Annotated in this window: 18 protein-coding genes; 12 read left to right on the forward strand and 6 right to left on the reverse strand. The window is 31.9% G+C overall.

Going from position 1 to position 16193, the window contains the following annotated elements; translation table 11 throughout:
- Positions 1 to 37: 37 nt before the first annotated feature.
- Both IRZ99_RS20295 and IRZ99_RS20300 read right to left on the reverse strand, forming a co-directional pair.
- Complete coding sequence (locus IRZ99_RS20295; RefSeq protein WP_194659209.1) at positions 38 to 316, reverse strand: hypothetical protein; 279 nt, start codon at positions 314 to 316, stop codon at positions 38 to 40.
- Between the two features lie 46 nt (positions 317 to 362).
- Complete coding sequence (locus tag IRZ99_RS20300) at positions 363 to 641, reverse strand: hypothetical protein (RefSeq protein ID WP_194659210.1); 279 nt, start codon at positions 639 to 641, stop codon at positions 363 to 365.
- A gap of 238 nt (positions 642 to 879) precedes the next feature.
- Between IRZ99_RS20300 and IRZ99_RS20305 the strand changes: the two genes are divergently transcribed.
- From IRZ99_RS20305 to IRZ99_RS20355, 11 genes are all read left to right on the forward strand, one after another.
- Positions 880 to 1470 carry a TetR/AcrR family transcriptional regulator gene (locus IRZ99_RS20305; RefSeq protein WP_194659211.1) on the forward strand — a complete coding sequence of 197 codons (591 nt, stop codon included), beginning with the start codon at positions 880 to 882 and terminating at the stop codon, positions 1468 to 1470.
- Between the two features lie 108 nt (positions 1471 to 1578).
- Entirely contained in the window at positions 1579 to 2343 is a 765-nt protein-coding gene (locus IRZ99_RS20310) for an SDR family oxidoreductase (RefSeq protein WP_194659212.1), read from the forward strand.
- Positions 2344 to 2367: 24 nt separating this feature from the next.
- Positions 2368 to 3369: an NADP-dependent oxidoreductase gene (locus IRZ99_RS20315; protein ID WP_194659213.1), complete on the forward strand. Its 1002-nt coding sequence runs from the start codon at positions 2368 to 2370 to the stop codon at positions 3367 to 3369.
- A 302-nt stretch (positions 3370 to 3671) separates the two neighbouring features.
- Entirely contained in the window at positions 3672 to 3863 is a 192-nt protein-coding gene (locus IRZ99_RS20320; protein ID WP_056194237.1) for a cold-shock protein, read from the forward strand.
- A 251-nt stretch (positions 3864 to 4114) separates the two neighbouring features.
- Entirely contained in the window at positions 4115 to 4936 is an 822-nt protein-coding gene (locus IRZ99_RS20325) for a phospholipase A (protein ID WP_194659214.1), read from the forward strand.
- A 326-nt stretch (positions 4937 to 5262) separates the two neighbouring features.
- Positions 5263 to 5784 (forward strand): RNA polymerase sigma factor, encoded by a 522-nt coding sequence (locus IRZ99_RS20330; protein WP_194659215.1) that lies wholly within the window; start codon positions 5263 to 5265, stop codon positions 5782 to 5784.
- Between the two features lie 46 nt (positions 5785 to 5830).
- On the forward strand, positions 5831 to 6070 hold the full coding sequence (locus IRZ99_RS20335; protein ID WP_194659216.1) for a hypothetical protein: 240 nt from the start codon (positions 5831 to 5833) through the stop codon (positions 6068 to 6070).
- Positions 6052 to 6897, forward strand: a complete 846-nt coding sequence (locus IRZ99_RS20340) for a FecR family protein (RefSeq protein ID WP_194659217.1) — start codon at positions 6052 to 6054, stop codon at positions 6895 to 6897. The genes IRZ99_RS20335 and IRZ99_RS20340 overlap by 19 nt, the downstream gene beginning before the upstream one ends.
- Before the next feature lie 98 nt (positions 6898 to 6995).
- The gene (locus tag IRZ99_RS20345; protein ID WP_194659218.1) at positions 6996 to 9608 is read left to right on the forward strand and encodes a TonB-dependent receptor; all 2613 of its coding nucleotides are present in this window, start codon (positions 6996 to 6998) and stop codon (positions 9606 to 9608) included.
- Between the two features lie 5 nt (positions 9609 to 9613).
- Positions 9614 to 10456 carry a DUF4249 domain-containing protein gene (locus tag IRZ99_RS20350; protein ID WP_194659219.1) on the forward strand — a complete coding sequence of 281 codons (843 nt, stop codon included), beginning with the start codon at positions 9614 to 9616 and terminating at the stop codon, positions 10454 to 10456.
- Between the two features lie 228 nt (positions 10457 to 10684).
- Positions 10685 to 11788: an acyl-CoA desaturase gene (locus IRZ99_RS20355; RefSeq protein WP_194659220.1), complete on the forward strand. Its 1104-nt coding sequence runs from the start codon at positions 10685 to 10687 to the stop codon at positions 11786 to 11788.
- A 152-nt stretch (positions 11789 to 11940) separates the two neighbouring features.
- Here the strand turns inward: IRZ99_RS20355 and IRZ99_RS20360 are convergent, their stop codons facing one another.
- The gene (locus IRZ99_RS20360) at positions 11941 to 12471 is read right to left on the reverse strand and encodes a hypothetical protein (RefSeq protein ID WP_194659221.1); all 531 of its coding nucleotides are present in this window, start codon (positions 12469 to 12471) and stop codon (positions 11941 to 11943) included.
- Between the two features lie 201 nt (positions 12472 to 12672).
- Here IRZ99_RS20360 and IRZ99_RS20365 point away from each other — a divergent pair, with 201 nt between their 5' ends.
- Complete coding sequence (locus IRZ99_RS20365) at positions 12673 to 13326, forward strand: M15 family metallopeptidase (RefSeq protein ID WP_194659222.1); 654 nt, start codon at positions 12673 to 12675, stop codon at positions 13324 to 13326.
- On the opposite strand, the gene IRZ99_RS20370 is transcribed toward IRZ99_RS20365, so the two are convergent.
- Genes IRZ99_RS20370 through IRZ99_RS20380 form a run of 3 tightly spaced genes read right to left on the reverse strand, consistent with a single transcriptional unit; the run spans position 13327 to position 16177 of the window.
- Positions 13327 to 13893, reverse strand: a complete 567-nt coding sequence (locus IRZ99_RS20370) for a hypothetical protein (protein ID WP_194659223.1) — start codon at positions 13891 to 13893, stop codon at positions 13327 to 13329.
- 2 nt (positions 13894 to 13895) lie between these two features.
- Entirely contained in the window at positions 13896 to 15083 is a 1188-nt protein-coding gene (locus IRZ99_RS20375; protein WP_194659224.1) for a class I SAM-dependent methyltransferase, read from the reverse strand.
- A 2-nt stretch (positions 15084 to 15085) separates the two neighbouring features.
- A complete protein-coding gene (locus tag IRZ99_RS20380) occupies positions 15086 to 16177 on the reverse strand; it encodes an AI-2E family transporter (RefSeq protein WP_194659225.1) in 1092 nt (363 codons plus the stop codon).
- Positions 16178 to 16193: the final 16 nt, after the last annotated feature.

Consider the following 16193-nt stretch of genomic DNA (forward strand, 5'->3'; position numbering starts at 1 on the left):
AACATTCCTTTTATTTTTGAATGTTTTAGTCTTTCATTTAAAAAGTCCCGGGTTGTCCTTCATTTTTATCATATTCACCTTCAAGGCCAATAGATTCCAATTCTTCCCAGTCATTTTCATCGTATTCAGAATCCATGTCATATGAAAGATTTTCTTCCAAATCTCCAAGTTCCAGATTATAATGGTTGCTGGCAGTCAATTCGGCCACGAAAGCATTATCTAAATAATCGTCATAATTTAATAACAATTGCTCTTCATAATATGTAATATCATCTATAGGTTCCTCAGACGAAAAAAAATAATTTTCAGATTTCATATAAATAAGTTTAAAGTTAGTGCTTTGTCAGCAAACTATTTTTTAATTAGACAGATTGCGAAACTTCCTGTTCAGGTTTTTCAAAACTTGCTATTCCTGATTTTAAGACGTCTTTATATTTTGCAAGGCCTATTCCTGCTATAGGCACAGCTAATGATCCAATTATAGAAGCAGCCTGCGTATGGCCAGTTTTATTTAAATAAGAAGATAAGAGTATAGATCCAAGTGCGCCTGCAAGAATCAATTCTCCGGGAATATCTTTTATTTTGTTCTCTATAAGTTCTCTAATATCTTCGAGGTTTTCCTGATTAATTAAGTTTTCCATATGTTTTTATTTAAGTTTAATAACTTTATAAAATAAAATTACCTGTTTAGTAATAGATCATTTTATATAATATATTAGGTGTAATTATATAATTCACAGTAGATTTAATTGTCAGAAATAAAAGTTAACCAATTTAATTCGCTTTTTTAGACCGTTTAACAGTAAAGTACTTTTTTTGTATTTTAATGTTTTTAAAATATACTTTTTAGTATATTTGTACTCTAATTTAGAAATTACAATGCTAACAAAGGCAGAAAGAACAAAACAATTTATACTAGAAACTGCGGTGCCAATATACAATGAGAAAGGGATTGCAGGAGCAAATATTGATGATGTACTGGAAGCAACAAAACTCACAAAGGGATGTCTTTATGGTCATTTTGATGGTAAAGATGATTTGTCGGAACAAGTTATTGATTTAGCGCTTAAAATGGTTTCGGATAAAATTAGAGCAGAAGTTTACAAAGGAAAAACGACTAAAGATAAAATATTTGCCTTTTTAGATTTTTATAAAAATCCTTTTGAAACGTTTATTTCTGGAGGATGTCCGATATTTAATACTGCTGTACAAGTGGACGATAACTACCCGGTTATAAAGGAAAAAGTTGCAAAAGTGTTCAAAATTGGCCAACAGGAATTGACTGCTTTGCTTCAGTATGGAATTGATAATGGGGAATTTTCAAAGGCCCTTGATCCTGTAGTTTTTGCCTTTAAATTAGTTGCTTCAGTTGAAGGAGGCATTGTAATGTGTAGGGTTATGGACACGGCAAAACCAATGCAAGGTCTTATTAAAAGCTTAAAATTAGAATTAGAACAATATACAGTATAACTTTTTTTTACTATAAAATATACTTTTTAGTATATTTAAAAATAGGCTAAAAAGTATAAAAAAAAATATTCAGGTTATTCCTGTTACTAATGCAAAACAATTTAAATTATGACTATTGAAGGAAAAACGATTTTAATTACCGGAGGTGGTTCTGGAATTGGTTTAGAATCTGCGAAACAATTTTTAGCCGAAGGTGCGAGAGTAATTATCACGGGAAGAAATCAGGATAAATTAGAGGCGGCGAAAAAGTTACTTCCATCAGTAATCATTATAAAAAGCGATGTCGAAAACCCTGATGATTCAAAAGTACTTTTTGATACAGTAGTTTCTTTAGGCGGAATAGATATTTTGTACAATAATGCAGGCGTTGGAAGCCCGGCGCTTAATCTCGGAATTAAAAATGACCAAATTTTGAAGAATGCGATTTACGAAATGAATATTAACTATTTTGGAGTTTTAAGACTGAATAATCTTTTTATGGATATGTTGAAGTCAGGAAAAGAAAGTGCAATAATAAATACAACTTCAATTTTGAGTATTGTACCGGCTTTGGAAGAACCTACTTATTCGGCAACTAAAACAGCCTTGAGTTTTTATACCAGAACACTTAGAAAGAATTTAGAAATTTTAGGTAGTAAGGTTAAAGTATTTGAGTTGCTTCCTCCTGTTGTAGCGACAGAAATGACGGCCCAAAGAAAGGATAAGAAAATGACTCCGGAACAGTTGGTAAAAGAATTAATTACCGCTATTAAAAAGGATCGATATACCATTCGCGTAGGCGATACAAAACTGCTATATATGGTGAGCAGGTTTTTTCCACAACTGGCTTTCAATTTGGTAAACCCTAAGAAGATTTACACAGGTCTAAAGTAATAAGTAAAACTCAAAATCGATAAAATGAAAGCATTTGTCATTAATAAATATAATAAAAAAGGAAGTTTGCAACTTGCCGAAATGCCTGTTCCTGAAGTAAAAGACAGTGATGTTTTGGTTGATGTTTACGCAGCAGGAGTCAATCTTTTAGATTCTAAAATAAAAACGGGCGAGTTTAAACTCATCCTGCCATACAAATTGCCATTAATTTTAGGACATGATGTAGCAGGAATTGTTGTAAAAGTTGGAAAAAATGTAAAAAAGTTTAAAGTTGGTGATGAAGTCTACGCTCGGCCGGCAGATCATCGCATTGGTACATTTGCGGAGTTTATTGCAATCGATGAAAGAGATGTTGCGCTTAAACCTAAAAATATTTCGATGGAAGAGGCAGCCTCTATCCCATTAGTGGCTTTAACGGCTTGGCAGGTCTTGGTTGAAAGGGCACAAATTAAAAAAGGAGAAAAAGTATTTATTCAGGCAGGTTCGGGAGGGGTGGGAACAATTGCAATTCAGTTAGCAAAATATTTTGGGGCAACAGTCGCTATTACTGCAAGTGCAAAAAGTTTTGATTTACTAACAGAACTTGGAGCTGATCTTATTATTGATTATAAAAATAGCGATTTCGAAAATAGACTGAGTAATTACGATGTTGTTTTGAATAGTCAGGATCAAAAAACACTTGAAAAGTCTTTAAGGATATTAAAATCGGGCGGAAAACTCATTTCGATTTCGGGTCCGCCAACACCTGATTTTGCTAAAGAAATTAAAGCTCCCTGGTTCGTAAAAATAATTCTTTCTTTACTAAGTTCAGGTATTCGAAAAAGAGCCAAAAATAAAAATGTCGATTATTCTTTTTTATTTATGAGAGCAGATGGACAGCAATTAAGCGAAATTACCTCACTTATAGAAGCAAAAATAATAAAACCAACAGTTGATAAAGTCTTTTCTTTTCAGGAGACAAATGAAGCTTTATCTTATGTAGAAAGCGGGCGAGCCAAAGGAAAAGTTGTTATTAAGGTCAAATAAAAGTTTTTTAAAAGATTGATGATAAACTTCCAATTTGAAATGAGTATCTAATTTACAAATAGTTATAAATGGAATTTTGTGATTTCATTCATTGTGGCCCTATTTGTAATTTAAAGGAAAATCAATTATGATTTGAATTTGGGAATGGGACTTAACTGATTTAGACCATAGCCAAATACTTGTTTTGAATTGGAATTGTTTATTATATCTAAAATTTTTTTTTTATTTTAAATATAAGTGATTCTTTTTCAGTATGGTACTATTAATTGTCTTACATTTACGCTCAACAAATAATTATTAATATGCAAGAAGGTACAGTAAAATTCTTTAATGAAGAAAAAGGTTTTGGATTTATAACACCAAAAAATGGAGGAAGTGAAATCTTTGTTCATGTTTCTGGTCTATCAGAAAATATTCGTGAGAATGATGAAGTACGTTACGACGTAGCAGAAGGTAAAAAAGGACCTAATGCAGTAAATGTAGTTGTAGCTTAATACTACTTCTCTACAAAAAGTATAAAGCATCCGCCTATGGCCGATGCTTTTTTTTATACCCAAAATTAATTTTATTTAGTGGGTCTGGTACTGTAAATAAGGCTGCTTTGTTTTAAGAGTAAATAATCTATAATAAATTTAACTCACTAATGATTGATTGAGACAAATCTCATTTTTATTGAGTCAATACCCTTCAGTAAAATAATAGACATTTATAAAGTTTAAAAATAACCCCAATTTAATTCTTATAAATGCATTTTAGATATCTATTTCTTTGTTTGATTTTCTTTTCAATCCAATCCAATTCACAAATTTTAGAACCTAAAAAGAATTTCCGCGCAGCAGATTCATTGTTGAAAGAACCTAGTTTTTCTGTCCATAAAGACAACTATTTTTTAACAGGTGTTCCTTTGGATGAACCCATCGATCGCAACTCTGCAGATGTGAAGTACCAAATAAGCTTTAAATTGCGACTGAAATCAAAACCTTTATGGGGTGGTTTTTTTCCTTATTTAATGTATACTCAAAAAGCCTTTTGGGATATTTATGCGAGTTCAAAACCATTTGCAGAAATTAATTTTAATCCCGGAGTGGCTGTAGTTCGTCCATTTTATTTAAAAGGAGGAAGATTGACTTATGGAACGATTTCATTAGAACACGAATCAAACGGAAGGGATTCGATCTATTCGAGAACCTGGAATATGCTTGCTTTTTCTTTAAAATCACAAATTTCGCCAAGATGGATTGTCGGATTGAGAGGATGGATTCCGCTAGTGGATAAAGAAGATAATCCTGAACTTACTAAATATGTAGGTTACGGTGAAGCAAGTGCAACTTATCAGATACAACCCGGAAGATGGAGTGCCGATATTCTTTTTAGAAAGGGAAGTGGTCTTATTAATTATGGTTCTCTACAAACGCAATTAAATTGGAGGCCTTATAAAAATGAGAATTATTATCTCACCCTTCAATGGTTTATAGGTTATACTGAAAGTTTAATCGACTATCAGGAACACAAAAATATGATCCGGATTGGATTTACCATTAAACCTGAAAATATGGGTATTTTTTAGAATAAAATATTCGGATTTTGCCCAATTAGATTCCCAAAAAGCCACTCAATTGAGTGGCTTTTTTTTATGTGCTAAATACCATTTTTTTTAGTTACTTACAAAAAGATCAAGGTTCCTGATTTTTTAACCTGACACTTTTTCTCTTAGAATTGATATAGAGTTGATGTTAAGATTACAAAATTTTAAAATTATATTTTTCCTATTAGATAATTTTGGTATAAAAAATTCAGTTCTTTGTACTCATGGCTTATTAAGAGAATCTTCGGCTATCAACGTGAATACAATATTATTCTGACCATTGAGTTAAGACTAATGATTATATTAGGATGGACAATAAAAAATTTATACTAAGTTTAAAAAAAGGTAATGAAGCTTCTTTCAAAGAGGCTTATCTGCAGTACTACGATAAACTGATAAATATTGCCAAACGCTTTAATTTCACCGTCCTTACCCCACAAGATTTTGTTCAGGAGACTTTTTTGCGATTATACAATAAAAGGGAATTGCTTAATGAAGATGTTTTGTTTGATAAACAATTATTTACGATCTGTAAGAACATCATCATTAATCATGTTAACCGTGAGAATAAAATAATACAACTTGATCCTTCGCAAGTTGAAATGGTGGATGAAACTGTAGAAACTGGTGTTTTTGAAGAGAGAAGAGAAAAATTACACAGCTTTATAAATCAGCTTCCTGAGCAACAGCAAAAAATATTTACTTTACATAAACTGGAAAACCTTAGCTATAAGGAGATTGCGGCTATGACGGATCTTTCTGAAAAGACCATTGCCAATCATATTTATCTTGCCAGTAAATTTATTCGAAAAAAAATAGAAGATCGTTAGGAACTTTTTTGTTCTCGTTTGTTATATATAAAAACGGAACATAAAAATGAAAATTGAATCTTATAAAACTGACGTTAAAACGAAAGAAGATGCAAACTTTATTGTACTTCTTTTGCAATTCGTTATTTCTGATTGTAAAATGAATTTTCATTTGGAAGATCAAAATCATATTTTAAAAATTGAAACCAGCAGGGACATTAAAGAATTAGTGTATGGTGTTTTCAATAAGCAGGGTTTTTATTGTCAAAAACTAAACACTCCAAAGACATGGATGAAAAAAGAATAGAAGAAGAATTGAAAAAAGTATGGGGAGAAACTCCTATTTCACATTCTAATGATACAAAGGAAGCTTCCTGGGAGAAATTTCAATCTGAAGCATTTCCTGTGAAAAAACAGAAATTCAAAACCTGGCGTTATTATGCAGCTGCCGCAGCAATTTTAATTTTTGGACTTACAGGAACGGGAATTTATTTTAACAGCAGCCCTCTACAAGATACTATTTATATGGCTTCAAATGTTGTTGAAAATACTACTTCAAAAGTAAAAACTGTTTTATTACCCGATAATTCCAGCGTTGAATTAAGCCCTAATTCTAAAATTGTTTATGCGAATAATTTTGAAAGCAACAGAAAAATTGAAATTGAAGGAGAAGCTTATTTTAAAGTTAAAAAAGATAAGAAACATCCTTTTCAGGTTTTCTGTAATGAGACTACGACAACAGTATTAGGAACATCTTTTACTGTAACCGGACAAGATGAAGATGGTGTAATAGTAAACCTTTATGAAGGAAGTGTTCAGATGAATGTAAAAGGACAAACCCAAAAATGGATACTGAAACCAGGAGAAAAATTTACTTACGGAAATAAAATAGCTTCGGTAATAGAATTCAACAGATTTATGGATTTTGATAACGAAAAACTAACAGTTGTTAGCGATTATATCGAAGCTAATTATGGATATAAAATGATAATTCCGCAGGAATATAGCAACCAGCGTATTACAGTTAGAATCAATAAAAAAGAAGATTTAAAAACAATTGTGCAATTACTATCAGAAATGTATAACCTAAACTTTGAAATAAATGATGAATTAAAGCAAATAACTTTTCGATAGAAAAGAAAAGGATGCAAGCCGCGAAACTACACATCCTCCTCATAATCAGGGTAGCAAAGAGCTAGCCCATTTAATATTATTCAAAAATACAAAATTTCATGAAGCATATAATTTCAGCGTGCTTTTTTTTATTCAGTTGGGCTGTGTTTTCCCAAAGTATAACCGTAACTGTAGATAAAACTGTAACGCTAAAAGAATTATTTAAACAAATTGAGAATCAGACAGATTATAAATTTGCTTTTACTGATCAGATAGATACAAGCCGAAAGTATTTTACTAAAAAAAAGACCTATAACGGTGTCGAAATTAAGCAGCTTATCAATGAATTAAACAGTAGCACACCAATTCAGTTTTCTATCGTTGGCAATAATATTTTTGTAAAGCAAAAGCCCGTAAATACAGCTAAGAAAAAAAATAAGCTGACAGGTCAGGTACTAGACGATAGCAGACAACCTGTTATTGGTGCCAATGTTTTTATCAAGGAACTTTCGACTGGCGCTACAACAGATGCAAATGGGAAATTTTCATTAGAACTTGATAATGGAAACTATACTGTTTTAATTACTTATGTAGGTTTTAAGAACAAGGAAAAACAAATTACGGTTTCTGGCGATGTACGAATAGATTTTAACATTGAAGCAGACAGTCAACAATTAGATCAGGTTATTATAACAACCTCTAAAGCGGTTGATGTAAGAAATACTCAAATGAGTGTCAATAAGCTGACTATGGAGGAAATCAAAAAGATTCCGTCTGCAATGGGTGAGCCGGATCCTTTAAAATCAATTTTGACCTTGCCGGGAGTTACAAATGCAGGAGAACTTTCTTCGGGGTTTAATGTCCGCGGAGGTGCAGCAGATCAGAATTTACTTCTTTTAGATGGTGCTCCTGTTTATGGAGACTCACATATGTTTGGGTTTTTCTCGATTTTTAACGCAGATGTAGTTAGTGGGCTGGATTTGTATAAAGGTGGAATTCCGTCTAAATTTGGGGGAAGAGTTTCTTCTGTACTAGATGTAACGCAGCAGATTGGTGATTTTGAAAATTACAAAGTAAATGGTGGGATTGGTTTAATATCAAGCCGTTTATTGGTACAGGGGCCTATTCAGAAAGATAAAGGCTCCTTTCTTGTGGCAGGGCGAACTTCGTACGCACATCTATTTTTGAAATTGGCAGATAATAATAATTCGGCTATGTTTTATGATATTAATGCTAAATTAAATTATCGGCTGAATGCCAGTAACACGCTTGCTTTTTCAGGATATTTAGGAAATGATGTTTTCGATATAAGTGATCGTTTTGGCAGCACTTACGGAAACACAATGGGAATTGTAAGCTGGAAGCATAAATTTTCAGACAATATAAACACGAATTTAGCTGTTTTCTACAGTGATTATAAATTTAATCTTGACATTTCTACAGAGAATTTTGAGTGGAATAATGTTATAAAAAGTTATGGACTTACTTATAAATGGAATCATTCATTATCTGAAAAGCTTAAGCTTAATTACGGAATTGATGGTCAGTATTATGATTTTAATCCAGGTACTGTTCAGCCTACCAGTTCAGATTCGCAGTTTAATTACAAGCAATTCAATAAAAAATATGCTTTAGAATCTTCCGCTTATCTCGATTTCGAACATCAAATTACAGAGAAGCTAAATCTTCGCTACGGACTTCGTTACAGCATGTTTTATCGTTTAGGGGGTGAGGAAATTAGTACTTACGAAAATGGACAGTCGGTAGTTTATAATCCGTTGTATAATATTTATGAAAAAGGTACTCCTACAGGAAGTATCTCCTATAAAAGCGGAGAAACAATAAGCAAGTTTAATAATTTAGAACCACGCGCTGCATTGTCTTATGCTTTTAATGCTAATACTTCAGTAAAAGCAAGCTACAACAGAATGGCGCAATATATTCATATATTATCCAATACGCAGTCTCCATTGCCAATGAGTATCTGGACACCAAGCGGACCTTTTACAAAACCGCAGTTGCTGGATCAATTTGCAGCAGGATATTTTAAGAATTTCAAGGATGACACTTATTCTTTTGAAGGAGAGTTATTCTATAAGAATATTCAAAATCGTATTGATTACATAGATGGAGCTGATATATTGGCTAATAATAATATAGAGCAGGTTATTTTAAATGGTAAAGCCAGATCATATGGTATGGAAATATTATTTAGAAAAAATACCGGTAATTTTACAGGATGGGTTTCTTATACCTTATCAAGGGCAGAGCAAAAAACTCCTGGCAGAACAGCTGAAGAACCTGGTATTGCAAATGGAGACTGGTATTTATCAGGATATGATAAAATGCACAACTTAAATATTGTTGGAAGTTATCAATACAATCCAAAATGGTCTTTTAATGCAAATTTTACTTTGCAGTCGGGTCAGCCAGTAACGTATGCAAATGGTTATTATGAATTTGGAGGAATCAATATTCCTAATTTTTCACTTAGAAATGAAAATCGGCTGCCACTTTACCATCATTTAGATCTGGCCGCAACTTACACACCTAAACCGGATAAAAAGAAAGGTTGGCAAAGCTACTGGGTGTTTAGTATTTATAACATCTACAACAGAAAAAATGCTGCTTCGATGACATTTGCAACGAATGAAGATACAGGAGCGAATGAGACCAGAAGACTATCTATTTTTGGGATAGTTCCTGGTATATCTTATAATTTTAAATTTTAATGATTATGCAAAGGCTTGAAAAATATGATTTTAGAAATAAAGTATTCACTTTATTGAGTTTATTTTCTGTGCTGTTTTTTTCATCCTGTGAAGACACAGTAACTCTTGATTTAGAAACCGGTGAAACAAAATTAGTTGTAGACGCAGAAATTATCTGGGAAAAAGGGACAACCGGAAATGAACAAACCATTAAGATTAGTAAAACTGCACCCTATTATAATAATACTACACCAAAAGTTTCTGGTGCTCAGGTAAGAATTGAAAATACAAATGGTGATGTTTTTACCTTCACTGAAACAGAGCCAGGTTCTTATGTGTGTACTAATTTTGTACCGGTTATCGACATGGATTATACACTTTATGTAACCGCAGAAGGACAAAGCTTTACCGCAGTTGAAAAACTGACTTCTGTAACGCCTATTGATAAAATAGAGCAGGCGATTGTTCCTGATTTTGATGGAAAAGATGTGATCGAACTTACATTTTATTACAAAGATCCAGCTAATGAAACGAACTACTACCTTACGGATTATCAAAGTGAATTTCTGCTTTTTCCTGAGTATGAGCTAACAGATGATGAATTATTTAATGGGAATGAAATTATTGCGCGATACTCAGACTCAGATAAAATGAAACCTGGAAATACGGTTAACATTACCCATCGCGGCGTTTCTAAAAACTTTTATAATTATATGAACTTAATTTTGGAAGTATATGGAGGAAGTCCTTTTTCTATTCCGCCAGGAAATATCAGGGGTAATATTGTCAACACAAGTGATTCTAATAATTTTGCTTTTGGTTATTTCAGACTTTGCGAAGCAGATAAAGTCAGCTATTTGGTAAAATAAGAAACTGCATTTTAAGTTAAAGCTAAAAACCATTCAAACGAGTGGTTTTTTGTTTTTTGAATCTGTTTTAAAATCGATAAATCAATCTTAATATTGAGTAGATAATCAATTTCTTGTTCTAATAATGATATTATTTTATTCTTTTTAATTATTAGTAACCTTTTCTTATACTGTGCTTTAACTTTTTTTTATTAAATTTGAGGTAAGAATTTCTAGCCAATAATCATTATGGAAAAATTAAATCGCCCGGTTTATGTAAAACCTGGTACTGATGATTTTTTTAAAAAGATTCGAAAGGAAGTAAATGAAACGGTTTTAAAAAAAACATCTTTGTATCGGTTTAACGTAATTAAGTCTTTAGGACTAGTTGTACTTTTCTTTTTGTTTTATTCCTGTATTTTGCTGTTCGGAAACAGCACACCATTACTATTTCTCTTTTACATTTTGTGCGGTATCACTATGATCGTGCTTTTTATAAATGCATTTCATGATGCTGCGCATGGTGCATTGTTTAAAAAACCGAAGCATAATGAATGGTTTATGTATGTGCTAGAGCTTTTTGGTGGTAATCATTGGCTCTGGACACGTCGCCACATCAATCTTCATCATGCGTTTCCAAATGTGCCGGATTGGGATGTCGATATTAAACAAAGTGATATTATCCGGATTTTCCCTAATAGCCCGCTATTTAATTACCATAAATACCAACATATTTATATGTGGCTTATTTATCCGTTCTACAGTTTGAATTGGATTTATATTAGAGATTTTAAAGATTTTTTTGGGAAGAAAGATAATTATGTAAAAAAAGTGGTGGAGAAAATCCCGACGATTGAAATCTATAAAATGTTTGCTGCCAAAATAATAAATCTGTTTTATATGCTCTTTCTGCCAATGCTGCTCTTAAATCAGCAATGGTATATAGTTTTAGGAGGTTGGTTTGCCATGCACATGTGTGGTAGTGCACTTGGCGTTGTAGCTTTGGTATCAACGCATGTAGATGAAGACGCACACTTTCCGGGTACAGATGAAGAAGGAAATCTTTCGGCAACATGGGCGATGCACCAAATGATCGTGACTAAAGATTTTAGTACCGATAGTAAATTAGCTAATTTTTTATACGGCGGATTCACACATCATGTGGCACATCATCTCTTTCCAAACGTTGGTCATACGTATTATCCCTATATTACTCCAATAATAAGACGTTATGCTGAAGAATATGATCTTCCGTATACTTCTTATCCTTTTTATCATGCCGTGCGCTCCCATTTCAGAATGCTGAAACAGAAAGGTGTACAGGAAAACATTTTGATGACCGGGGAGATTTAGAGAATAAAGAATAAAGAGTAAAGAATAAAGAGTAAAGAGTAAAGAGTAAAGAGTAAAGAATTTATGCTATGGGCATGTTTTGCAATTTGGCATTATAAAAAAATAAAATAACGGTTAAATAACCGCTATTTTATTTTATATGAAATCTTTCTTTATTTCTCCTTCGGAATATTTGCATTGATTTTTTTGGTATTCAAATCCTGCAATAAAGAATCTTTTAATACAATGCGATAATCATCCTCTGCATAGATCGTTAATTTAGACTTGCTGAATTTATAGACATTGATTTTGTTGTTTTTTATGTCAATATAGAGATCATAAGAGTAAGTATTGCAATCATGCTGTTTACATCCGCTGGCATGCAAAATATTGCCTTCTTTAACAAAAGGAGTCTCTGTATTCCAATAATTAACCATTTGATCGTAATCAGCACCTAAAAGGGTTTTTAATCTTGGTGAAAGGGCACTATCCGTTAGCAAATGTGATCCAATCACGCTTTTATTGACTAAATTATTTAAGGTATCTGAGGGATTGCTTATCGCAGAATCTGATTTTAAGGCATCTATTTTTATTGATGTTGAATCTGTTGACGGAACTCTTTTAATGACTTCCTTTTTGCATGAAATCAAGAAAAAACTACTTAATGCAACTACAAGCAAATATTTTCGTGTCCCTTTCTTCATAGTTAGAGATTTTTAAATTAAACAATTGATTTTTAAAATCTTACTTAGCTAATTTAACGAAAAAACATTAAATGGTTGTAGTGAACAAGAGTAAAAAGCAGAAGGTTATCTTCTTTAAAGGGATTTTTGCAGGTTTCGGATCGGCTTATTTATTCTTATATTTACTTTTTAGAAAATCTTTCAATTTATAAAATGCCGATCATGTCAAAATTCATCAATACTTCACTCTTTTTAATTACTCTTTTTTTAGGATTAGCTTCTAATGCTCAAAATGAGGTTTACACAAGCGAACCAAAAAAAGCGATTGCTGATACCGTTTTTGTGAATCTAAAAGACTTCAGTCAGGATTTTATTTATGATATGAAATATGCAACCGATGATAATTTTCTGAAAGCAAAGGTGTATGATTGTGCGGAGTGTTTTTTACGTTTTAAAACAGTTCAGGCCCTAATTGCTGCGAACAATGATTTCAAAAAGAAAGGCTTCAAAATTAAATTATACGATTGTTACAGGCCTTTATCAATCCAGAAAAAAATGTGGGAAATAGTTTCAAATCCAGAATATGTTGCAGATCCAAAAAAAGGCTCCATCCATAATAGAGGAGGAGCCGTTGATATTTCATTAGTAGATAAAAATGGAAAAGAAGTTGATATGGGAACTCCTTTTGATTTCTTCGGAATACAGGCCAGTCATAATTATACTAAACTTTCGAGTGAAGTGAAATCGAACCGAAAGTTTCTTAAAAAAGTGATGACTAAAAATGGCTTCAATTCATTCGATTCTGAGTGGTGGCATTATAATTTAAAAATAGGTTTAAAAGATAAAGTTTCGAATCAAAAATGGAATTGCGAATAGTTACTCCACACATCTTATGTTTTCCATGAAATAAGTATCCGGTTTGTATACTTTTCCGTTCATCTCAGATGTTAATTCATTTTTTATAATATAATCTTCGGTGGTTGTTAAGTATTTAATACGCATAATGTTTACCGGCGATTTTTTCAGCTCTTCAAAATTATCTTTCAAAAACATAAAAATACCAGTATTTACTCGGTTATCAAAACCTTTGTCATCTCGAATTAATGTTCCGCAGTTTTCCTGATCGATGTGCATTAAAGTCACAACTTTTCCATTTTGTAATTGTAAAAAAACTTTTGAATTTTTATCAAAGCAATTGGCTTTTATAAAATCTTTACTTTTTTGAATCAATTGTAAGTTTAAAGTTGGCAAACCGTCTGTTTGTGCTAATGCGAAGAAAATATAACTGGAAGTTCCGGCAAAGTTTTTCTCACTCATTAGGTATTCGTTAGTAATTTTGTATGTACCAATTGAGTCAGTTACATTGGCACTGTATTCGCAAGGTTTTTGGGCAAATGCTGTAAAGGTTAACAGAAAAAAAGTTAGCGTAATTAGTTGTTTCATTTTTAAGTTATTTTTCTGCAAATTAAAACTATTTTGTTATCATTTTTATCTGTTGTAAAAAAACAATATAAATTTCCGCCATTTTTTATTTTCCACTTTTTTCGAATGTTTTCTACCGTGTCTGGAAAATTCCGGGTTGTTATGTTTGCTTGCTGATTTAAAAGCTCGGTCTTCATCTCATTTTTATTGTATGAAATTACTTTTTCTATTTCAAAAGATCTTCCCGGAAAATCAATTAACGCTTCAGAAGTGTATAAATGAGAATGTTTATGAAGTTTATTTATTTTGAAAATAGAACTTACTTCGTCAAAACCTCCAGATTTCATTATGGCCGAATTGGGTTCATACAGATATTTTTGAGGTAAATTATAGGTTGGAAACTCAAATTCATTACCTAAAACAAATTCAAAAGTTTCGATTTTATCTTTTAAGATATTAGCCGTTTTAATCGTTATTTCGCCTTTATAATGATTGTGAATTTCAAAAAGTAATTCTTTTGCTTCGTTTTCCAAAGCAATAATGTGAATGTTTTTGACAAACTTTAATTCTGATAAACCTGCGGAGAGATCTAATAATGGTGCCGTTTTTATTAAAATTGAATTGGTTTTTTCAAAGTAAAAATTTAATAATTCGGGAACATTTGGCAAACAGTCTTTCAGCATGAATACTTTGCCTTTTGCATCATTTCTTCTTGATGGATCAATATAAATCCAATCCCATTTAAAATCTGGCTCTGCTTCGTTTAAGGTATTTGCAGAATCGCCGGCATAACAAAAACAATTTTTCACATTTAATTGTGTGAAATTATGTTTTACAATAGCAGATAAATCCTCATTTATTTCGCAGTGTGCAACGATTTTGAAATTTTTAGAGAAATAATAATCATCAACGCCAAAACCTCCTGTAAGATCAATTAAACTTTTCCCTGAAATTAATGAAGCCTTATAAGCCGCTGTTTTTTCAGATGAGGTTTGTTCGACTGATATTTTACTTGGGTAAATGATATTTTCGGTCGCAAACCAGGTTGGTAATTTGTCTTTTGCTTTTGTTTTGGCTTCTATTTGGTTCAGTATCAAAATCCACTCAACTTCTGGAAAAGGATTTTTCTGAAGTGCTAGCTTTGTAAGGGATGTACCAGTATTTTTAGCGATAAATTCCTGAATGTTTTTGCTTAAAATGGACGAATTCAATGTTAGATTTTTTCAGTTAATACGGAAACAATTTTATTGTCAGGAAAAAATTCTTTTAAAATTACTTTTAACATGGTAAATACCGGAATTGCAATCACCATCCCAACAATTCCAAAAGTAATTCCACTAATTAAAGTGACCAAAAATATTTCTAGCGGGTGCGAATTTACACTTTTTGAAGAAATTATGGGTTGGCTTATATTATTGTCAATTGCCTGAACCAATAAAAAGCCAATGACAACATAGATAGTTGTTGGTAAAATTTCGGATTGAAAATCGCTTCCAATCAAGCTAATCATGGTTAATATGGCGGCTAATATAGTTCCGATAATTGGTCCGATGTACGGAATGATATTTAAAATAGCACATAAAAAGGCAATTACCAACGCATTTTTATTTCCGAAAACCATTAGAACGATCAGATATAAAATAAAGACAACGGTTAATTGAAGTAACAAACCAATAAAATAGCGGGTTAATAAGTGGTTTATTTTTGTAATAGAATTTATGATTTTATCTTCGTTGGTATCAGGAAGAATTCTTTTGGCTCCTGCTTTAAAATCCTCCTGATCCTTAATAAAGAAGAAGGTGATAAAAAATACAGAAACAAGTCCCATTCCCATATCAGCCATAAAACCCATAATGGAGTTTATAAAACTTGTAAAGTAACCAAAACTAAAGGCAGAGGTAATTTTTGATTCTTTTAGGACTTTATTTAAATCAACATGCTGAATATTGAAATAGCTTTCTATACTACGTTCTGTTTGAATTAATTGTTGTTGAAGATGATTGGTATCCAAAAGCGATAAATTGTTTGCCTGCGAAATAATTAACGGGACAAAGAGCAAAATGAAACCGATCATTAACAGAATGAAAATTATAATTGTTGTGGTTGCAGCTAATGAATTGCTAAACTTTAATTTGTTTTTTAAAAATTGAACCAGTGGATTTGCGATCAGACATAGTATTAGTGAAATGCATAAATAAACAATCACTGTTTGTATTTCATATAAAAAATATAAAATAGCTGCAACGACCAGGATTGTAGTTAAAGCTCTTAAAATTCCGTTCGAAATGATTTTTGATGTTACCATGATTTATTTTTAGACT

It is taken from the genome of Flavobacterium sp. LC2016-12 (assembly GCF_015351595.1).
Lineage (GTDB): Bacteria > Bacteroidota > Bacteroidia > Flavobacteriales > Flavobacteriaceae > Flavobacterium.